This window comes from Klebsiella sp. BIGb0407 (genome assembly GCF_024807845.1).
Taxonomy (GTDB): Bacteria; Pseudomonadota; Gammaproteobacteria; order Enterobacterales; family Enterobacteriaceae; genus JGM124.
The window spans coordinates 177,869-197,732 of record NZ_JANUEQ010000008.1 but is presented as its reverse complement, the minus strand read 5'-3'; the positions used below and the strand labels follow the sequence as shown (position 1 = coordinate 197,732).

The following is a 19,864-nucleotide window of genomic DNA, read 5'->3' as shown; positions in this document are numbered from 1 at the left end:
CAGCAGAATAGCGCTGACTATCAGTCAGAAAAGCCAGCATTACCCTGAAAAGAAACCACCACACTTTGTCAGTGTCATCAGACGATATGGCTTTTTTATTAACTATTCTTAATTATTTTAACAAACATTATTGATAATGATAAAGATTATCGTCAAGATTCACATTATCACAAATTGTGAATTTTTTGTGATACGAAGCTACAAAATGTAATGCTTTGTGCCGTTGCGATTGATGTAGCACCTTGAATTGATGAATTTTGCGTTTTGCTGCTGACAAATTGTTCAGTCTCTCCGAAGGAAAAATAATGACGAGTAACAAAAAAACTAAGTGGGTGCTCAGTCCCCTGCTTCTCGCCATGGCTGCGCCTGGTATCGCGCAGCAAACCAATGAAGAGGATATGGTTGTTTCTGCAAACCGTAATAACCGTACGGTGGCAGAAATGGCACAGACCACCTGGGTCATTGAAAATGCTGAACTGCAACAGCAAATCGAGGGCGGAAAAGAGTTTAAAGATGCCCTGGCACAACTGATCCCGGGTCTGGACGTCAGTAGTCAGAGCCGAACTAACACCAGTATGAATCTGCGTGGCCGTCCAGTGGTTATTTTGATTGATGGTGTACGCCTGAACTCTTCGCGTACCGATGGCCGCCAGTTAGATTCTATCGACGCTTTTAATATCAATTATATTGAAGTTATCTCGGGGGCCACCTCGCTCTACGGCGGCGGCAGTACTGGCGGTTTGATTAATATCGTCACCAAAAAAGGCCAGGCAGAAAACCAGCTTGAGTTTGAAACCGGCCTGAAAACAGGTTTTAAAAGCGGTAAAGATCATGATGATCGCGTGGCTGCGGCCATCTCAGGGGGTAACGAGAAGATATCCGGAAGAATGTCCGTTGCTTACCAGCAATTTGGTGCCTGGTATGGCGGCAACGGCAAACAGGTATTAATGGATAATACCCAGACCGGGCTACAACACTCAGACCGACTTGATGTGATGGGAGCCGGTACTTTACATATTGATGAACACCAGCAGCTACAGGTGTTAACCCAGTATTATAAGAGCAAGGGAGACGATGATTATGGTCTCTATCTCGGCAAAGATTTCTCAGCCATGTCTGGCATGACTAAACCTTATGTCAGCAAGGGACTGAACTCTGATCGTATCCCGGGAACTGAGCGTCACCTGGTAAGTTTGCAATACTCTCATAACCAGTTCCTCGGCCAGGAACTGGTCAGCCAGATTTATTATCGCGACGAGTCTCAGACTTTCTATCCCTTCCCCTCTTTGAATGGCAGTAAACAAGTCACGTCATTCTCTTCGTCACAGCAAGATACCGCCCAGTATGGCGCTAAGCTGACCTTAAATAGCCAGTTACTGGATAACTTACAGCTCACTTACGGGGTTGATGCCGACCATGAGCGCTTTACCTCTAACCAAATGTTCTTTGATTTGGATAAAGCCAATGCTTCTGGCGGTTTGAATAACCAGCAAATTTATAAAACTGGCCGCTACCCAGGCTACGATATTACCAACCTGGCTGGCTTCTTACAGTCAGACTATGACTTTAACGACACCTTTACCTTCAGTGGTGGCCTGCGTTATCAGTATACCGAGAATAAGGTTGACGATTTTATTGCTTATAACGAACAACAAGCGATTGCTACTGGCAGGGTAACTTCCGCTGATGCCATTCCGGGTGGCTCAACGGATTATGACAACCTGCTGTTTAACGCCGGTGTGTTGATGCACCTGACAGAGCGTCAGCAAACCTGGCTGAACTTCTCTCAAGGGGTTGAATTACCCGACCCGGGTAAATACTACGGGCGTGGTACTTATGGTGCGGCGATTAATGGTCACTTACCGCTGACAAACAGTGTCAATGTCAGTGACAGCAAGCTGCAAGGTATTAAGGTTGATTCCTATGAGCTGGGCTGGCGCTATACCGGTGATAGTCTGCGTACCCAGGTTGCAGGTTACTACTCTCTGTCTGATAAAAATATCATCTCTAATAAGGATCTCACTATTAGCGTGGTTGATGATAAACGTCGCGTCTATGGCGTTGAAGGCGCGGTTGACTACTTTATTGCCGACACTGACTGGAGTACCGGTGCCAATGTAAACCTGCTGAAAACACAAGCGAAAGCCAGTGGTCAGTGGAAAAAAGCCGATGTGAAAACGGCCAGTCCGTCAAAAGCGACAGCCTATGTTAGCTGGGCTCCGGATGTGTGGATCCTGCGTCTGCAAAGTACCACTTCGTTTGGTTTAAACGATGCGAGCGGGCAGAATATTAGCGGGTATAGCACCTTTGACTTACTGGGAAGTTATCAGCTGCCAGTGGGTAAACTGAGCTTCAGCGTTGAGAACCTGTTAGACCGCGATTATTCCACGGTCTGGGGTCAGCGCGCGCCGCTGCACTACAGCCCGGGATATGGTCCGGCCTCCCTGTATGACTACAAAGGTCGGGGTCGTACTTTCGGGGTAAACTACTCGGTACTGTTCTAAAACAGTTTGCCCGGCAATAGCCGGGCAATTTATTGAATGGTCAGAGATTAGTGCAGTTTAAGTCGCGGACGAATAACGCGGTTGATACTGCCCACCACCATCATCAGCCCGGTTTTCAGATAACCATGCAGCGCAATCTGATGCATACGGTACAGCGAGATATAAACCATACGCGCAATGCGCCCTTCCACCATCATTGACCCACGCATCAGGTTACCCATCAGGCTACCCACGGTTGAGAAACGCGACAGCGATACCAGAGAGCCATGATCTTTATACACGTAAGGTTTCAGCGGCTGGCCTTTGATTTCGGCAATAATATTGCTTAACGCACGGGACGCCATCTGGTGTGCCGCCTGGGCTCTCGGTGGCACAAATCCACCTTCCGGACGGGCACAAGAGGCACAGTCACCAATCGCATAGATATTCGGGTCACGCGTGGTCTGGAGCGTTGGCTCAACCACTAACTGGTTGATACGGTTAGTTTCCAGCCCGGCCAGGTCTTTCATAAAATCAGGTGCTTTGATCCCAGCGGCCCATACCATCAGATCGGCGTTAATAAACTGCCCGTCTTTGGTGTTTAAACCATCCGCCTGAGCACTGGTAACCATAGTTTGCGTCATCACTTTAACGCCGAGTTTAGTTAACTCACTGTGCGCTGCCGCTGAAATACGTGGCGGTAATGCAGGCAGAATACGCTCTCCTGCTTCCACCAGAGTCACATTTAACGCATCACGGGTCAGGCCTTTGTAACCGTAGCTGTGCAGCTGCTTCACCGCATTATGCAGTTCCGCTGATAATTCAACACCCGTTGCTCCACCACCAACAATAGCAATGTTAACCGTTTCGTTAGCATCACTCTGTGCGGAGTATTTCAGGAACAAATTCAGCATCTCAGTGTGGAATCGACGCGCCTGATGCGGGTTATCGAGGAAGATGCAGTTATCTTTAACGCCAGGGGTATTAAAGTCGTTCGAGGTACTGCCCAGTGCCATAACCAGCGTATCGTAAGAGATCTGACGCTCGCCAACCAGTAGCTCACCTTTGTCATCGCATAGCTTATCAATCGTCAGCGTTTTGGTTTCACGATCAAGACCGGTTACTGACCCCAGCTGAAAATGGAAGTGATTATTACGGGCATGAGCCAGATAACTTATCGCATCGACACCTTCATCCAGTGAACCGGTTGCCACTTCATGCAGCAGCGGTTTCCAGAGATGGCTGTGGTTACGGTCAACCAGGGTGATTTCTGCTTTATTGCGACGACCCAGTTTTTTCCCTAATTGTGTTGCTAACTCGAGGCCTCCTGCCCCACCACCAACAATCACTATTTTTTTCAACGATGTAGTCAATTTGACCCCCGAAAATATTAACCAAATGTTAATTAAAAGTTATCGCAATAACCCTTATTTAACAATGGTTTAGCTTGTATGATTTACTGCGATAAGAAGAATAACACGAAGGACAAAATGCTCACACCAAAATTGATATTTATCAATTTATTTAGCGTCTGAAACAAAAAACCCGCATCAAAATGCGGGTTTTTTTCCGTTTTTAAGAACGATTAACACTAGAGTTAAAGTTATCAACCCAGTGTTTTAAAAGCCTTAATACGTTGTAAGTGCGGAGAAATATTTTTAAATTTGTGGCCTTGCTCTTCGTCCCAGATGATTTCATAGTAAGGATCCAGAACTTGTGCAGCACGCTGGTTATCCAGCAGCTCATCCTTGCGGGATAAAATTACCAGGCTGCGATCGCGATTTTTTTCCCGGAAGTTACTGACGCACTTGGTAGCAATATCCGCATACTCTTCCGGGCGGTCAATCTTACCTTCCATATTGTCATGGGGATAAAGATTAGGGTTAAACATCACTTGGCGCATATCACAGAGAAAACCAATGCGCTCGGCCCAGAACCCGCCCAGCCCTACTCCGCAAATTAAAGGCCGCTCATCGTCGGTAAACTGCTGCATTTTATGAACTTCTTTCAGTAAATGCTGCATATCATGTTTGGGGTGTAGCGTGCTATAGCTGATAAGCCGTACATCCGGATCAATAAATTGAAGTTGCAGTACTTTTTCATGGTTACCGGGACTACTGGAGTCAAAACCGTGTAAATAGATAATCATTGCATCCCCATCACATAATGAAAGACCAAATGGTCAGGAAGTCAGGCGTTCGCTTTCGCGGCAAGCCATTGTTCATACAGCGCTTCCAGCTGCTGGTTTACCTGTTTCCAGCGTGCGGATGACTGTAATTCCTGACGCGTAAATGTACCTCTATGATATAAATTTGTCAGATGCTCTGCTTTGACCGGCGACAGGTTATCCAACACACTTATTGCACCTTCAGGATTATTACAGACCAGCACCATATCGCAACCCGCATCCAGCGATGCCTGAGCACGTTCAGCATAGCCGCCCATGATTGCCGCGCCTTCCATCGACAGGTCATCAGAGAAAATCACACCATTAAACCCTAACTCACCGCGTAAAACGGTTTTTAGCCAGTGCGCGGAACCGCTGGCAGGTTTGTCATCAACCTGCTGATAAATCACATGTGCTGGCATGATGGCATCAAGTTTATTGTCGCGGATAAGCGAGGCAAAAATCCCCATATCATGCTGGCGAATTTCAGTTTCTGAGCGAGGGTCATGGGGGGTTTCTTTATGGGAGTCAGCGCTGACAGCACCATGTCCCGGGAAATGTTTTCCGGTGGTTTTCATGCCCGCGGCATGCATACCATCGATAAAGCCGGTTGCCACTTGCAGCGCTTTTTTTGGATCATCATGATAAGAACGCTCACCAATAGCGGCGCTAAGATGGCCAATATCCAGTACCGGTGCAAAACTGATATCGATATCCATCGCTATCATTTCGCTGGCCATCAGCCAGCCTGCATCTTCTGCAAGCTTCGCCCCGGCTTCCACGCCCAGTAAGGCAGCAAACGACTGAGCGGCAGGCAAGCGAGTAAACCCCTCGCGAAAACGCTGTACCCGTCCGCCTTCCTGATCAACGGCAACCACCAGATGATTGCGCGATGCGCTACGGATCTGGCGAACTAACTCACGTAGCTGTGCCGGATCATGATAGTTTCTGGCGAATAAAATTAACCCACCGACCAACGGACAATCGAGAATTTCACGCTCTTCAGCCGTCAGTTCAAAACCCGCTACGTCCAACATTACCGGACCCATATTTTCTCCTGATATCTCATCTCTTGCCACGCCTGGTCGGCCAGGGTAGCAAACTGTGGTTGATTGGTTTGTTGCCAGCGGCACTCATACCATGAGGCAACTAGTAGTTTTACCCAGGGCTGCCAGCGTGTTATCTGACGATGCAATTCATACGGATCCAGATGAGCAAGATGCGCATAATGAGACAAAAAATCATCATTAGCGAAAGTGTTGCAAGCAAGAATGGTCGAAAGCTCTAGTCCGATATCACCATCACCGGCATATTCCCAGTCAATCAGCCCTAAGCCCTGCGTTTGCCGGATAATATTGCCGGCATGCACGTCCATATGTAAGGGTGCGAGCCTCAGTGGTCGCGGTTCTTTAGTCGCCAGTAAATGCTTTAAGAGTCCGAGCCAGTAAGCCGTACGTCGTGTCGGTGAGCTTTGCTGCCAGTAGTAGCTCAGTAGCGGTGCGATTCGGACTCGCCAGCCGAAAAGAGGTTGTCGATGTAGTCGATGCAAAAGACGGGCAAGCTCAAATGTCGGGAGTGGCCCTGACCAAGGCTCTCCTTCCAGCCAGTGGCTCAGTAGCCATCCCTCCACCAGCTTGTAAGGCTGGGGGGCCATTCCGGCGGGAAGCTGTTTCAATACCTTGTGATAACGATGCAAGGACAACCCAGGTAAACGCTGCTCAGGTATCTTACGGGCATTAAACCGACCCCGTTCAGTTTTCAGACAAAAACTGGTACCACTGAGTCCCTCAAGGGCAGAAAAACAACCGGCGGCATCAGCCACCGGAAGATATCGTGCAATCACGTCTGCAAGAGGAATGCTAGTCGGTTTGCGAAACAGCACTGCTACCTGACCAGATTATCTCGCCGGTTTGCACCAGCATCAGTTGCATTTTTAAGGTCGGGGTATTCACATTACCACTGGCATTGCTGTACACCACATATTGCGCCCCTACATTACGTGCAATACCAATCGCTTTGCTACGACTACCGAGGCTATCTTGCGGCGATAAACCCAGCTGTTGCTTGGCCATCGCCAACTGTTGTGCCGACACTAAGGTAAAGGTACGGTTATTCGCCAGAGCATCTACTAAGGCTTCCGTCGCGCTGCCGGTTTGCAGGCTTCCATTGGTCTGGTTGTTGACCGTATCAACCAGTAATACTCCACCAGGCGTCACACCATCAGCCTTCAACATTTGATTGACCAGCGGACTAATGGCACTGCTCCAGGCGTAGGTGCGTACTTTAGGTACCGCCGGGATAGTCGGTTCCGGTTGTGGAATAACCTCAATATCCGGAACTGCCGGTACCGTTGGCGGAGGGGTAACGACGGCACCCTGATCCGGATTAACAGGTTCAACCGGAGCGGGTGTTTGTTCCGTGGTAATACAACCGGTAAGAACCAGTGTCAGGGCGGCTACTGTCAGGTAACGATAAATTCCCGTTATCACAATTCACTCCTTAACGAGAGAAAAAGACGCACTTTACTGGCATCAGGATTAAACAGCGTGGACTGAATTTGTTTTCCGGACTCAGCGTCAAGCTGGAGCTCCTGAACTTTGTCAGCCGGATGAATTTCAAGCCCTTTGGCGTCATACCAGTAAAAACGATAATAGAGTCGGACTGGATGCTGCTTTTCATTATAAAGCGATGAGAGTGCGACCGCGGTGCCATCCCGTTGCGACAGCGTCGGGCTACTGGCACGAATGCCGGCAGCCAGAATAGCGCCTTCCATCACCAGCGTCTGAGTATCACTCACAGGAATACCCGGACGCGAGCTGCATCCCGCTATCGCTAACACCAGCATTAAAGGACCGATTGTCTTACGCATGGTTGTTTTACGCTTTATTCGCGAGCATCGGCCCCAGCGGGCGACCACCCAGCAGATGCATATGAATATGGTAGACCTCTTGTCCGCCATGACGATTACAGTTCATTATCAGACGATAGCCGTCTTCAGCAATCCCTTCCTGCTCAGCTATTTTAGCTGCAACGGTAAACAGACGCCCCAGGGCTGCTTCATGTTCAGACGTCACGTCATTCGCAGTGGGGATCAATACATTCGGTATTATCAGAATATGACTGGGCGCCTGAGGCGCGATATCACGAAATGCCGTGACGAGCTCATCCTGGTAGAGGATATTGGCTGGAATTTCACCGCGGATAATTTTACTGAAAATAGTTTCTTCGGCCATCGGTTGTTCCTAATTAATAGAGCGATAACAGGAGTATGAGCGAGGCAGGGTTTTGACTCAACCTTCGGTCACATTTTCTTTAGCAGATGCGTTATTTCCGCACGAAAAAGCGCCGTATTCGGTGAAGAGTATTGCTGATTTAAAGAAGAAATTGCGAAAGATTAAGCGTGAAAGGGAAAGATTAGCGTGAATACTGATTTTTTGCCGGGTGAGAGGAGCATTATTCCCCTCTCACCCGATTTACCTAAGAAGGATTCCCCTTCCCGGATATAAATGGATCAACAATTAGTTATTACGGATCCATTCATCCATTTCAGTTTTTAAGTTATCAGATTTGGTACCAAAAATAGCCTGTACACCAGAACCTGCAACCACAACCCCTGCTGCTCCTAATTTTTTAAGCCCGGCCTGGTCAACTTTAGCTATATCCGCAACGCTAACACGCAGACGGGTAATACATGCATCGAGATTGGTGATGTTTTCTTTACCGCCAAATGCGGCAACAAGATTGGGTGCCATTTCACTGTTCACAGTCGTTTTGCTCTCTTCAACAGTATCTTCGCGACCCGGAGTTTTCAAATCAAGCGCACTGATAAGAACCCGGAATACGGTGTAATAAACCACGGCATAGCCCGCACCGACGATTGGGAACAGCCATAATCTGCTGCTGTTACCAGACAGGATGATGAAGTCGATTAAACCGTGTGAGAATGAAGTTCCGTCACGCATACCCAGCAGAATACAAATTGGGAACGCCAGACCTGCCAGTACTGCATGGATGAAATACAGAATTGGCGCAACAAACATAAATGAAAATTCAATCGGCTCTGTTATCCCGGTGAGGAATGAAGTCAGGGCCGCAGAAATCATGATACCGCCAACTTTGGCACGATTCTCTGGTTTCGCTGAATGCCAGATAGCAATCGCTGCTGCAGGCAAACCGTACATTTTGAACAGGAAACCACCCGACAGCATACCCGCCGTTGAGTCACCCGCCATATAACGAGGAATATCACCGTGGAACACCTGACCTGCAGCATTGGTGTATTCACCAATTTGCATCTGGAAAGGTACGTTCCAGATATGATGCAGACCAAACGGCACCAGGCAGCGTTCAACAAAGCCGTAGATACCGAATGCCAGAACCGGGTTCTGATAAGCCGCCCACTCAGAGAACTTCTGAATCGCCGTACCAATCGGAGGCCAGATAAAGGACAACACGATGCCCATAAAAATCGCGGCCAGACCGGAAATAATAGGAACAAAACGCTTACCCGCGAAGAAACCTAAATATTCCGGTAATTTGATACGATAGAACCGATTAAACATATAAGCGGCTATCGAACCCGCGATAATCCCGCCCAGTACCCCGGTATCAGCCAGGTGATTGGACTCAATCTCCTTCACCGACATATGCATCACCAGTGGTGCAACCACGGTCATGGTTTTGACCATAATTCCGTAGGCAACAACCGACGCCAGAGCAGCAACACCGTCATTATTGGTGAAACCTAAAGCCACACCAATAGCAAAGATAAGCGGCATATTGGCAAAAACAGAACCGCCTGCTTCAGCCATTACGTGAGAAACAACCAGGGGTAACCAGGTAAAGTTTGCAGAACCAACGCCTAACAGTATCCCGGCTATTGGTAGCACGGATACGGGCAGCATTAGCGATTTACCAACCTTTTGCAGGTTAGCAAATGCATTTTTGAAAATCATTGAGAGTGCTCCTGAGTAGACTTTTTTTAGTATAAAAACCGCTAAGAACAGAAAAAACCTGCTCTTTTAAGCCGGACATCTTTGTGTCCCTGCATTTATTACGAAGGGTAAAATAAATAGCAGTGATATTGTTTGATAGCCGTCACACTTTTCTTTAACCCTAGGCAAAAACAGCTATCAATGAACAAATTACTGTCATTTTTGATGAAATAAAAAGCGCCTGCCCTGTTAAAACGAAGCAAGCGCTCTATTTCTTCGCTAATTATTACGAAGGTCGAATTAATTATCAAACAGATTATTGCTGAGGCAGAGAAACACCAAACAAGTTGCTGAAATTACGCGTCGTGGCTGTTGCCAGTTGTTCAAGAGAAACCCCTTTAAGTACAGCCATATACTCAGCCACATCACGCACCATAGCAGGCTGGTTCTCTTTGCCACGATGAGGAACAGGCGCCAGATAAGGGGAGTCTGTTTCAATCAGAAGCCTGTCGAGGGGGACATAGCGGGCAACTTCACGCAAAGCGTCGGCATTACGGAAGGTCAGGATCCCTGAGAAGGAGATATAGAATCCCATATCAAGCAAAGTGGCTGCTGTTTCTTTATCTTCAGTAAAGCAGTGCAATACGCCGCCACAATCTGTTACCTGTTCTTCTTTTAAGATAGCCAGAGTATCAGCACGCGCATCACGGGTATGAACAATCACCGGTTTATTCAGTTCACGTCCGACCTGAATGTGATAGCGAAAAGAGGTCTGCTGCTGTTGTTTGGTTTCCGGGGTATAGAAATAGTCCAGCCCGGTTTCGCCCATCGCCACCACGCCCGGCTCTGCGGCCAGACGTCGTAACTCTTCTATTGGATAGGCTTTGTCCTGATTAAGCGGATGCACGCCGCAAGAGAATGCAACATTCTCCCGCTCCCCCACTAGCTGGCGCATCGCCTGATAGCCGTCGAGAGTGGTGGCTACGGCAAGGCAGAACTTAACCTCGCGAGCAGCGGCTTTTTCCAGAACATCATCAACGTTTTTATGCAAAGACTGGTAATCAAGGCCATCAAGATGGCAATGTGAATCGACCAAAAACATAGTGTTACTCTTAAATAGGATGTGAAGGAATCATCGAACCGGGTTGCATCAGGCGTTCCCATGTCAGCAATGTTTCTGTCAGGATAAGCTCACGATTTACGCCCACTACATTCAGTAATGTCTCCCGGCACTTGAACCAGGTATGTAACAGACTGTGGAGTAAGGCGGGCGATCCTTGTTGTGTCAGTTTGATAACCAGCGGCAGGTGATCATTATTCGTTAACCAGTCCGTCGCACCTTGCCGATACTTTATCGCATCCAGCAACAGGGAACAGAGCCAGTCCAAGGTTCGTATAGCATCGTCATGGTTAAATTCAGACAGTAACGCCAGCATATCGCCGGAGTCGCACGCAGTACTCAGGCTGTCGCTCATTTTTTCACGCTGTTTCCACAACGTGGGTTCCAGCAAATGTAGCGCGGCTGGCGGAGACCCGCCGCTCAGGCGTAATGCAGCGGTTAATGAGTCCGCTGGTTGCTGCGTTTCCCGGGCAAGCCATGCGCGAGAAAAAGACTCAACAGGCGGAGCAAGATGCCAGGAGAGGCAACGACTACGTAATGTAGCAGGAAGATGTGCGGGCTCCCGGCAGCTCAAAAAGAACCAAGTTTTTACCGGTGGCTCTTCCAGCGTTTTCAGTAAGGCGTTTGCCGCCGCTTCTGTCAGTTTATCTGCCTGAGCAATACGTATCACTTTATTGCCACCCTGCTGTGAATGGCTGTAAAGCTTTTCCGTTATCTCACGAATAACATCAACACCTATTGTTGATTTGCCTTTCTCCAGCAGGATGTTATAGCTATCAGGATGCGTTTCAGCTTGCATCAGCTGGCAACTGTGACACTCGCCGCAGCTTTTATTACCTTGAGGGTGCTGGCACATCAGCCAGCGACAAATAGCATAAATGAGCGCATCATCACCCATCTCAGGCAAGGCATGAACCAGTAGAGCATGGTGTCCGCGGCCTGCCTGATACTGGCTGATTAGCTGCTCAAAAGGCGCACGTAACCACGGATACCATTTCATCAGGCTTGCTCCTGATACCAGTTAATCAGGGTCTGGCGAATTTTTTCTGAAACTTCGTCCAGCGAACCGGTCGCATCGATAACCTGAATATGGTTGTCAGCTTCCGCCAGTTCAAGATAACGCTGCCTTGTACGGTTAAAGAAATCGAGTGACTCTTTTTCTATTCTGTCGAGCTCCCCGCGCGCACGGGCACGGCCCAGGCCAACTTCAGGTGTCACATCCAGATACAGCGTCAGATCAGGATAAAAATCACCCAGCACGGTGTTTCGCAATGCCATCAGCAAGTTCTGATCGATTCCCCGACCACCGCCCTGGTAGGCCTGGGTTGAGAGATCGTGTCTGTCACCGATAACCCACTGCCCGCTGGCAAGGGCCGGTTTAATCACCGTTTCGACTAGCTGGACTCTAGCTGCATAAAACATCAGCAACTCCGCTTTATCGGTGACTTTTTCATCACCGATACCGCGATTATTCAGGGTCAGCTCACGCAGACGTTCTGCCAGGGGCGTACCGCCGGGTTCTCGAGTGAAAGTCAGACAGTTAATCCCTAAGTCTTTTAAGGTCGCCACCACCACATTATGTGCGTTAGTTTTACCGGCGCCTTCCAGACCTTCGATAACGATAAATTTACTGTCCATTTTTTTCCTTGAGCGATTTGATATACACCTGAACGGCCTTGTTATGGTTAGCCAGATTGGTACTGAAGGTGTGCCCCCCCTTACCATCTGCGACAAAATAGTAATAAGGGGACTCACCAGGATGCGCGGCGGCCTGTAAGGAGGCTTTGCTCGGTAGCGCAATCGGGCCTGGCGGCATGCCGCTGATAACATAAGTATTATAAGGCGTTGGGGTATCGAGGTGTTTACGCGTCAGTCGGCCATTATAATCATCACCGAGACCATAGATAACGGTAGGGTCTGTTTGCAGGCGCATGCCGGTGCGTAAGCGGTTCATAAACACCGATGCCACATTTTCCCGCTCTTCAGCCAGAGCGGTTTCTTTCTCGATGATAGAGGCCATGGTTACCAGCTCATTCTCAGTCTGGTAGGGAAGGTCTTTGGCCCGCCCTTTCCAGGTCTCAGCGACTGTTTTCACCATTTTTTCATGGGCACGCTTCAGTAACGCCACATCTGTGGTATTGGCGGTATACATCCAGGTATCAGGATAAAACCAACCCTCAATCTGATTCGGGTCATCGATACCCAGCGCTTTCGCGACTGTAGAATAATTATCATCGGCAAGCGTATGCTGAATAAACGGTGCGGCACGCAATTGTTTGAGTAAATCGCTTAATCGCATCCCTTCAATAAAACGCACGGGCAGCTGGGCTTCTTTGCCGCTAGCCAGCAATTGCATCATCTCAGTGACCGTCATTCCGGGTGACAGACGATAGGTACCCGCTTTAAATTGAGCTAGCTCAGGTTCCACACGCAGTAGCCACTGAAAGACACGCGGGCGAGTAATCAGCTTCTCTTCATAAAGTTGATTTCCCAGCGCCAGCCTTCCGGTGCCTGCTTTAAGGGTGAAAAAGGTGTCTTGCTGGATATCAATTGGGCTATTCGCCAGTTGACGTACTTTCATCATGCCTACGCCTGCGGCGATTGCCAGCACAACCAGGATGAACAAAAGGAGCAGTAAGAATTTTTTCATCGGTAATCAGTTACTCACATAGTGGATCTAAAAAATGATACAACGCGCCGGTCGGATAATGCCAGTTTTCAGCCTGTCTGACCGGAATAACCGGCATCAGAGCATTACAGATGATAACTTCATCGGCATCAGCGAGTGTTTCCAGCGGCTCACTGACTTGGCTACAATGCCATCGGCTATTTTCCAGGCAGGCCATAATACGCTGCCGCATCGTACCATTGACGCCTGACTTATTCACATAAGGGGTAAATACCTGCTCTCCCTTACGCCAGAATAAATTAGCCGCACAACATTCTACCAGCCGTCCTTCACTGTCAAGAACCAGCGCTTCCTCAGCGTCAGTCCGCTCAAGGTGTGTACGGATCAGGACCTGTTCAAGACGATTAAGGTGTTTAATTCCCGCAAGCGCGGGATTCTGTCCCAGACGAACAGGGCTCAGCGCGAGCTTAATACCCTTTTCACGCAAGCTTTGATAGAAAGTGGGATGCGGGAATACGGAGAGTATACGTACAGGGCTTTCACAGTGACTGGCACTGTACCCTCGCCCACCGCTGCCGCGAGAGATAATCACCTTGAGTACCGCGTCAGGGTTCTCACTGGCCAGCATTCGCATCTCGTGTGCCAGCGTCTGCCAGTCAACTTCCGTTATCATCAGCACTTCGCAAGCCTGCTGTAAGCGGCGCAGATGATCTTGCTGATGACAAACCATTCCCGAGGAGATACGCGCAGTAGTAAAACACCCGTCACCAAACTGAATCGCACGATCGCTGGCGCTAATATCACTTTGCCACTGACCATTGATGAGATGCATACAAGAACCCTCAGTATGGAATAGGATAATACCGGTGGGATAAAGAAGGGAAGCTCTGGAATAGCGGAGCCTGTAAACAGGCTCTACTATTATTACGGCTTATATCTTTTTGAAGATCAAAGAACCGTTGGTGCCACCAAAGCCAAAGGAGTTACACAGCGTGTACTCAAGCCCTGTGACCTGGCGTGCTTCATGCGGAACCAAATCTAAATCAAAACCGACATCCTGGTTATCGAGATTGATAGTTGGCGGAACAACCTGGTCACGCAAAGCCAGAATAGTAAAAATTGACTCTACCGCGCCTGCCGCCCCTAACAAGTGGCCGGTCATCGACTTGGTTGAGCTAACCAGAACACGACTGGCATCTGCACCAAAGATGGTTTTTACCGCCTGGGCTTCTGCTTTATCGCCTGCTGGTGTTGAGGTGCCATGCGCATTCACATAACCCACTTTTCCGGCATCGATACCCGCATCACGCAATGCATTTTCCATTGCTAATGCAGCACCTGCGCCATCTTCTGGCGGCGAAGTCATATGATAAGCATCGCTACTCATGCCAAAACCGACAATCTCAGCATAAATTTTTGCGCCACGCTTTTTGGCATGCTCATATTCTTCAAGGACTATCACGCCAGCCCCATCACCCAGTACAAAACCATCACGGTCTTTGTCCCAGGGACGACTTGCAGCCTGCGGATTTTCGTTACGCGTTGACAGCGCGCGAGCAGCACCGAATCCACCGACACCCAAAGGTGTACTGGCTTTTTCTGCGCCACCTGCCAGCATTGCATCGGCATCGCCATAAGCGATAATCCGTGCAGCCTGACCAATGTTATGCACACCAGAGGTACAAGCGGTTGCAATTGAGATGCTAGGACCACGCAACCCAAGCATAATCGTCAGATGGCCAGCTACCATATTCACAATAGTAGAGGGAACGAAAAAAGGACTGATCTTACGCGGGCCACCGTTAACTAACGCCTGGTGGTTTTCTTCGATAAGACCAAGACCGCCGATACCTGAGCCAATAGCAGCTCCAATACGGGAGGCATTTTCTTCCGTAACTTTGAGGCCAGAATCCTGCATGGCCTGCCAGCCCGCAACAATTCCATATTGAATGAAGGCATCCATCTTACGCTGTTCTTTGCGTGAGATAATGTCATCACAGTTAAAGTCCTTTACTAAGCCAGCAAATTTTGTTGCATAGGCGCTAGTATCAAAATGGTCGATCAGGCTGATGCCACTCTGACCGGCAAGGAGAGCTTTCCAGGTAGACTCTACGGTATTGCCGACAGGAGACAACATGCCCAGTCCGGTCACAACTACACGACGCTTAGACACGTTTGTCCTCCAGGGAGGGATTAATTACTAGTGGGACAATTCAGATAAAACACAGGCGGTCGAATGACCGCCTGGAGATGCTCACTTACGCCTGGTGACCGTTGATGTAATCAATGGCAGCCTGAACGGTAGTGATTTTCTCAGCTTCTTCGTCCGGAATCTCAGTATCAAACTCTTCTTCCAGAGCCATTACCAGCTCAACGGTGTCAAGAGAATCAGCGCCCAAGTCCTCAACGAAAGAAGCGGAGTTGATAACTTCTTCCTGCTTAACGCCCAGCTGCTCACCAATGATTTTCTTAACACGTTCTTCGATAGTGCTCATACTCTTAAATTTCCTATCAAAACTCGCTTACGCGATGGTTTTCGTAGTGTATAAAATGCTGAAAAAGATGCAACTAAATCTAGGCTAATTACACCATGATTTTACGCTATTTTGCGGCTATTCGCCCAAATAACGCAAATATTTTTCATCATGGTTAAACCATGTACATTCCACCATTGACGTGCAGGGTCTCACCAGAGATGTACCCGGCCTCGTCAGAGGCTAAAAATGCAACAGCGCTGGCGATTTCTTTTGGGTCGCCTAAACGGCCCGCAGGAACCTGCGCCAGAATACCTGTACGCTGTTCATCAGAAAGCGCACCTGTCATGTCCGTCTCAATAAAGCCCGGAGCAACGACATTCACTGTAATACCGCGTGACGCAACTTCACGTGCCAGCGATTTACTGAAGCCGATCAGACCTGCTTTCGCCGCAGCGTAGTTAGCCTGACCTGCATTTCCCATGGTACCGACCACAGAACCGATAGTGATAATGCGACCATGACGCTTTTTCATCATAGCTCGCAGTACCGCTTTTGAGAGTCTGAAAACTGATGATAAGTTGGTTTCGAGGATATCGTTCCACTCATCGTCTTTCATACGCATCAGGAGGTTATCGCGAGTGATTCCGGCATTATTCACCAAAATGTCAACTTCACCAAATTCTTTACGAATGTTTTCCAGCACCGCGTCGATAGAAGCCGGGTCGACAACATTCAGCATAAGGCCTTTACCATTAGCGCCTAAGTAGTCGCTGATCGCTTGTGCACCGCTTTCGCTGGTCGCTGTACCGATAACTTTTGCACCGCGTGCAACCAGTGTTTCGGCGATTGCACGGCCAATACCGCGGCTTGCACCCGTAACTAGCGCAACTTTTCCTTCAAAACTCATGGTATTCCTCGTGTTATTGCTCAAGTGCTGCTGACAAAGACGCGGGCTCATTAATCGCCGCAGCGGTCAGAGTGTCAACAATACGTTTAGTCAATCCAGTCAATACTTTACCCGGACCTACTTCCAGCAAGCGTTCAACGCCCTGGGCTGCAATATATTCAACCGAACGGGTCCACTGTACCGGGCTATAAAGCTGACGAACTAGCGCGCTACGAATCGCTTCAGGCGAGGTTTCGCATTTTACATCAACGTTATTCACAACCGGTATGGCTGGCACATTGAAAGTAATCTTTTCCAGCGCAACGGCCAGTTTATCGGCAGCCGGTTTCATCAGCGCGCAGTGCGATGGCACGCTCACAGGTAACGGCAGCGCACGTTTAGCGCCCGCTGCTTTACAAGCGGCACCCGCACGTTCTACCGCTTCTTTATTACCGGCAATAACCACCTGACCAGGAGAGTTATAGTTCACCGGAGAAACAACCTGACCCTGCGCTGACTCTTCGCAAGCCTGAGCGATAGCAGCGTCATCCAGACCAATAATGGCGGACATCGCGCCGGTACCTTCAGGCACCGCTTCCTGCATCAGTTTGCCACGCAGCTCAACCAGACGTACTGCATCCGCGAAATCGATAACACCGGCACAAACAAGTGCAGAATATTCGCCGAGGCTATGTCCTGCCAGCAAAGCGGGTGCAGTGCCGCCCTTTTGCTGCCACAAACGCCATAATGCCACTGACGCGGTTAACAACGCCGGTTGGGTCTGCCAGGTTTTATTCAATTCCTCTGCCGGGCCATTCTGGGTCAGAGCCCATAAGTTATAGCCGAGTGCATCAGACGCTTCCTGAAAGGTTTGCTCTATAACCGGATTTTCTGCTGCAAGAGAAGCCAGCATACCAACCGTTTGAGAACCCTGCCCTGGAAATACCATTGCAAATTGAGTCATCGTGAAAATTCCTTTAATCAAAAACGAACCAGCGCAGAACCCCAGGTAAAACCACCGCCGAAGGCTTCGAGCAGTACCAGTTGACCGGCTTTAATACGGCCATCACGTACCGCTTCATCGAGTGCCGCAGGGACTGATGCCGCAGAGGTGTTACCATGTCGATCCAGTGTGACCACCACGTTATCCATCGACATCCCCAGCTTTCTCGCCGTCGCGCTGATAATACGCAGGTTTGCCTGATGAGGAACCAGCCAGTCAATCGCCTCGCGATCCAGGTTATTCGCCGCCAGGGTTTCATCAACGATATGAGCAAGCTCAGTCACCGCGACTTTAAATACCTCGTTACCTGCCATTGTCAGATAAATCGGACTCTCAGGGTCGATACGTGAGGCATTCGGCAGTGTCAGTAATTCACCATAGCTACCATCTGCATGTAAATGCGTTGAGATAATGCCAGGTTCCTGGGACTGACCCAGTACCACTGCACCAGCAGCATCTCCAAAAATAATAATTGTGCCGCGATCGGTTGGGTCACAGGTCCGGGCTAACACATCCGAACCAATCACCAGGGCGTGTTTCACCGCACCTGATTTGACGTACTGATCGGCAATACTGAGTGCATAGGTAAAACCTGCACACGCAGCAGCAACATCAAATGCAGGACAACCTTTAATTCCCAGCATCGCTTGGATCTGGCAAGCTGCACTTGGAAAAGCATGTGTTGAAGAGGTGGTTGCGACAATAATCAGACCAATCTCTTCTTTGTCGATACCCGCCATTTCCAGCGCACGTGTCGCAGCAGCATGGCCCATAGTGGCAACCGTTTCGTCCGGTCCGGCGATACGACGTTCGCGAATACCGGTCCGCGAGACTATCCATTCGTCAGAGGTATCCACCATCTTTTCCAGACAAGCGTTAGTCCGTACCTGTTCAGGCAGGAAGCTGCCCGTACCAATAATCTTCGTATACATGTCTGTTCAGTCACTCTTGGGTAATACAGATTCTAGGCGGGCTGCAATTCTGCCAGGGACTTGCCGCCGCACCGCCTGCACTGCCTGTTCAATCGCGACAGTAAAAGCTCGCTGATTGGCCGCACCGTGGCTCTTGATTACGGTGCCGCGTAATCCTAACAGACAGGCGCCATTATACTGGTCGGGGTTGAGGTGACTAAATCGCCTCGAGAGGCGCTTTTGTAGCCAATGCTTCAATAAAATGAGCCACCACGACCTTTTTTTCCCTTCACTCTCTGATTTGAGCAAAGAGAGGAACATTCTTACGACACCTTCCATAGTTTTTAATGTGACGTTACCAACAAAACCATCACAAACTAATACGTCCGTTTTTCCTGCTAACAGTTCATTCGCTTCAAGATAACCAATGTAGTTGATAGCAGGCATTGTCTTTAACTGTGCTGATGCGTCCCGAATGCTGGGTAACCCTTTTGTTTCTTCTTCGCCGATATTCAGCAAAGCGACCCTGGGGTGTGCTATTTCCAGCAACTCTTCTGCCATTACCGAACCCATGATGGCAAACTGGACCAGCATCGTGCTACTGCAGTCAACGTTTGCCCCTAAGTCCAGCACCACGGTTTTTCCATGCTGCTGATGAGGCAGTAACGTCATCAGTGCGGGCCGCTCAATACCTTCAATCGGTTTAAGCAAGAGTTTCGAAAGCCCCATCAGTGCACCGGTATTCCCGGCACTGACACAAGCACTGGCACGCCCTTCTTTCACAAGTTCCAGCGCAATACGCATCGAAGAGCCACGGCTCTGACGAATCGCTTGCGAAGGTCTGGCATCACTGGCAATAACAGACTCAGCAGGGACCACTTGTATACGTGAACGCTGTTCAAAATCAGTTTTTGCGAGTAATGGATTTATTTCGTCGGGAAGTCCGACAAGAAGAAGTTCGAGCGCCGGGTCGAAGTCCAGTGCCTGCAATGCTGCAGGCACTGTCACGGCGGGACCGAAGTCCCCACCCATCGCATCTAACGCAAGGGTTAGACGTGTCAAGATATTGCCAGATTAATTAGCAATAACCTTGCGACCGCGGTAGTAACCGTCGGCAGTGATGTGGTGACGCAGATGAGTTTCACCAGAAACTTTATCTACGGACAGTGTAGCGGTGGTCAGAGCGTCATGTGAACGACGCATGCCACGTTTGGAACGAGTTGGTTTATTCTGTTGTACGGCCATGGACCTTAC

Annotated in this window: 21 protein-coding genes; 1 reads left to right on the top strand and 20 read right to left on the bottom strand. The window is 49.2% G+C overall.

Annotation, left to right across the window (positions count from 1 at the left end; genetic code table 11):
* The first annotated feature begins 305 nt into the window (after window positions 1-305).
* A complete protein-coding gene (locus M2387_RS20930) occupies window positions 306-2,504 on the top strand; it encodes a TonB-dependent siderophore receptor (protein WP_259052313.1) in 2,199 nt (732 codons plus the stop codon).
* Window positions 2,505-2,551: 47 nt separating this feature from the next.
* Here the strand turns inward: M2387_RS20930 and M2387_RS20925 are convergent, their stop codons facing one another.
* From M2387_RS20925 to rpmF, 20 genes are all read right to left on the bottom strand, one after another.
* Window positions 2,552-3,856 carry an NAD(P)/FAD-dependent oxidoreductase gene (locus tag M2387_RS20925; RefSeq protein WP_259052310.1) on the bottom strand — a complete coding sequence of 435 codons (1,305 nt, stop codon included), beginning with the start codon at window positions 3,854-3,856 and terminating at the stop codon, window positions 2,552-2,554.
* 233 nt (window positions 3,857-4,089) lie between these two features.
* Window positions 4,090-4,632, bottom strand: coding sequence for an alpha/beta hydrolase YcfP (gene ycfP / locus M2387_RS20920; protein WP_259052308.1), 543 nt, complete (start codon window positions 4,630-4,632; stop codon window positions 4,090-4,092).
* Between the two features lie 41 nt (window positions 4,633-4,673).
* Window positions 4,674-5,687 carry a beta-N-acetylhexosaminidase gene (gene nagZ / locus M2387_RS20915; RefSeq protein WP_259052473.1) on the bottom strand — a complete coding sequence of 338 codons (1,014 nt, stop codon included), beginning with the start codon at window positions 5,685-5,687 and terminating at the stop codon, window positions 4,674-4,676.
* A complete protein-coding gene (gene thiK, locus M2387_RS20910; RefSeq protein WP_259052305.1) occupies window positions 5,687-6,532 on the bottom strand; it encodes a thiamine kinase in 846 nt (281 codons plus the stop codon). The genes nagZ and thiK overlap by 1 nt, the downstream gene beginning before the upstream one ends.
* On the bottom strand, window positions 6,510-7,139 hold the full coding sequence (lpoB, locus tag M2387_RS20905) for a penicillin-binding protein activator LpoB (RefSeq protein WP_259052302.1): 630 nt from the start codon (window positions 7,137-7,139) through the stop codon (window positions 6,510-6,512). Before lpoB ends, thiK begins: the two co-directional genes overlap by 23 nt.
* Entirely contained in the window at window positions 7,136-7,519 is a 384-nt protein-coding gene (locus M2387_RS20900; protein ID WP_259052300.1) for a YcfL family protein, read from the bottom strand. Before M2387_RS20900 ends, lpoB begins: the two co-directional genes overlap by 4 nt.
* A gap of 7 nt (window positions 7,520-7,526) precedes the next feature.
* Window positions 7,527-7,883: a purine nucleoside phosphoramidase gene (gene hinT / locus M2387_RS20895; protein ID WP_259052295.1), complete on the bottom strand. Its 357-nt coding sequence runs from the start codon at window positions 7,881-7,883 to the stop codon at window positions 7,527-7,529.
* A 285-nt stretch (window positions 7,884-8,168) separates the two neighbouring features.
* Entirely contained in the window at window positions 8,169-9,602 is a 1,434-nt protein-coding gene (ptsG, locus tag M2387_RS20890; protein ID WP_259052472.1) for a PTS glucose transporter subunit IIBC, read from the bottom strand.
* Between the two features lie 298 nt (window positions 9,603-9,900).
* Window positions 9,901-10,686 carry a metal-dependent hydrolase gene (locus tag M2387_RS20885; RefSeq protein WP_259052293.1) on the bottom strand — a complete coding sequence of 262 codons (786 nt, stop codon included), beginning with the start codon at window positions 10,684-10,686 and terminating at the stop codon, window positions 9,901-9,903.
* A gap of 10 nt (window positions 10,687-10,696) precedes the next feature.
* Window positions 10,697-11,704: a DNA polymerase III subunit delta' gene (gene holB / locus M2387_RS20880; protein WP_259052290.1), complete on the bottom strand. Its 1,008-nt coding sequence runs from the start codon at window positions 11,702-11,704 to the stop codon at window positions 10,697-10,699.
* Complete coding sequence (gene tmk / locus M2387_RS20875) at window positions 11,704-12,342, bottom strand: dTMP kinase (RefSeq protein WP_259052287.1); 639 nt, start codon at window positions 12,340-12,342, stop codon at window positions 11,704-11,706. The genes holB and tmk overlap by 1 nt, the downstream gene beginning before the upstream one ends.
* Window positions 12,332-13,354 carry a cell division protein YceG gene (gene yceG, locus M2387_RS20870; RefSeq protein ID WP_259052284.1) on the bottom strand — a complete coding sequence of 341 codons (1,023 nt, stop codon included), beginning with the start codon at window positions 13,352-13,354 and terminating at the stop codon, window positions 12,332-12,334. The genes tmk and yceG overlap by 11 nt, the downstream gene beginning before the upstream one ends.
* A 10-nt stretch (window positions 13,355-13,364) precedes the next feature.
* Window positions 13,365-14,165 carry an aminodeoxychorismate lyase gene (gene pabC, locus M2387_RS20865; RefSeq protein WP_259052282.1) on the bottom strand — a complete coding sequence of 267 codons (801 nt, stop codon included), beginning with the start codon at window positions 14,163-14,165 and terminating at the stop codon, window positions 13,365-13,367.
* A gap of 99 nt (window positions 14,166-14,264) precedes the next feature.
* Window positions 14,265-15,506, bottom strand: a complete 1,242-nt coding sequence (gene fabF / locus M2387_RS20860) for a beta-ketoacyl-ACP synthase II (RefSeq protein ID WP_259052280.1) — start codon at window positions 15,504-15,506, stop codon at window positions 14,265-14,267.
* 85 nt (window positions 15,507-15,591) lie between these two features.
* On the bottom strand, window positions 15,592-15,828 hold the full coding sequence (gene acpP, locus M2387_RS20855; protein WP_034456161.1) for an acyl carrier protein: 237 nt from the start codon (window positions 15,826-15,828) through the stop codon (window positions 15,592-15,594).
* Window positions 15,829-15,982: 154 nt separating this feature from the next.
* Complete coding sequence (fabG, locus tag M2387_RS20850; protein ID WP_259052278.1) at window positions 15,983-16,717, bottom strand: 3-oxoacyl-ACP reductase FabG; 735 nt, start codon at window positions 16,715-16,717, stop codon at window positions 15,983-15,985.
* Window positions 16,718-16,730: 13 nt separating this feature from the next.
* Entirely contained in the window at window positions 16,731-17,660 is a 930-nt protein-coding gene (gene fabD / locus M2387_RS20845; protein ID WP_259052276.1) for an ACP S-malonyltransferase, read from the bottom strand.
* Window positions 17,661-17,677: 17 nt separating this feature from the next.
* Window positions 17,678-18,631, bottom strand: a complete 954-nt coding sequence (locus M2387_RS20840) for a beta-ketoacyl-ACP synthase III (protein WP_259052272.1) — start codon at window positions 18,629-18,631, stop codon at window positions 17,678-17,680.
* Between the two features lie 6 nt (window positions 18,632-18,637).
* Window positions 18,638-19,672 (bottom strand): phosphate acyltransferase PlsX, encoded by a 1,035-nt coding sequence (plsX, locus tag M2387_RS20835; RefSeq protein ID WP_259052269.1) that lies wholly within the window; start codon window positions 19,670-19,672, stop codon window positions 18,638-18,640.
* A gap of 12 nt (window positions 19,673-19,684) precedes the next feature.
* Window positions 19,685-19,855 (bottom strand): 50S ribosomal protein L32, encoded by a 171-nt coding sequence (rpmF, locus tag M2387_RS20830; protein WP_259052268.1) that lies wholly within the window; start codon window positions 19,853-19,855, stop codon window positions 19,685-19,687.
* Window positions 19,856-19,864: the final 9 nt, after the last annotated feature.

Bases quoted from the DNA above. Each gene is read 5' to 3' on its own strand.
- M2387_RS20840 (WP_259052272.1), bottom strand. From the start codon at position 18,631: ATGTATACGAAGATTATTGGTACGGGCAGCTTCCTGCCTGAACAGGTA.
- holB (WP_259052290.1), bottom strand. From the start codon at position 11,704: ATGAAATGGTATCCGTGGTTACGTGCGCCTTTTGAGCAGCTAATCAGC.
- fabG (WP_259052278.1), bottom strand. From the start codon at position 16,717: ATGAGTTTTGAAGGAAAAGTTGCGCTAGTTACGGGTGCAAGCCGCGGT.
- tmk (WP_259052287.1), bottom strand. From the start codon at position 12,342: ATGGACAGTAAATTTATCGTTATCGAAGGTCTGGAAGGCGCCGGTAAA.
- pabC (WP_259052282.1), bottom strand. From the start codon at position 14,165: ATGCATCTCATCAATGGTCAGTGGCAAAGTGATATTAGCGCCAGCGAT.
- M2387_RS20930 (WP_259052313.1), top strand. From the start codon at position 306: ATGACGAGTAACAAAAAAACTAAGTGGGTGCTCAGTCCCCTGCTTCTC.
- hinT (WP_259052295.1), bottom strand. From the start codon at position 7,883: ATGGCCGAAGAAACTATTTTCAGTAAAATTATCCGCGGTGAAATTCCA.
- acpP (WP_034456161.1), bottom strand. From the start codon at position 15,828: ATGAGCACTATCGAAGAACGTGTTAAGAAAATCATTGGTGAGCAGCTG.
- M2387_RS20900 (WP_259052300.1), bottom strand. From the start codon at position 7,519: ATGCGTAAGACAATCGGTCCTTTAATGCTGGTGTTAGCGATAGCGGGA.
- yceG (WP_259052284.1), bottom strand. From the start codon at position 13,354: ATGAAAAAATTCTTACTGCTCCTTTTGTTCATCCTGGTTGTGCTGGCA.
- ycfP (WP_259052308.1), bottom strand. From the start codon at position 4,632: ATGATTATCTATTTACACGGTTTTGACTCCAGTAGTCCCGGTAACCAT.
- fabD (WP_259052276.1), bottom strand. From the start codon at position 17,660: ATGACTCAATTTGCAATGGTATTTCCAGGGCAGGGTTCTCAAACGGTT.
- M2387_RS20885 (WP_259052293.1), bottom strand. From the start codon at position 10,686: ATGTTTTTGGTCGATTCACATTGCCATCTTGATGGCCTTGATTACCAG.
- nagZ (WP_259052473.1), bottom strand. From the start codon at position 5,687: ATGTTGGACGTAGCGGGTTTTGAACTGACGGCTGAAGAGCGTGAAATT.
- rpmF (WP_259052268.1), bottom strand. From the start codon at position 19,855: ATGGCCGTACAACAGAATAAACCAACTCGTTCCAAACGTGGCATGCGT.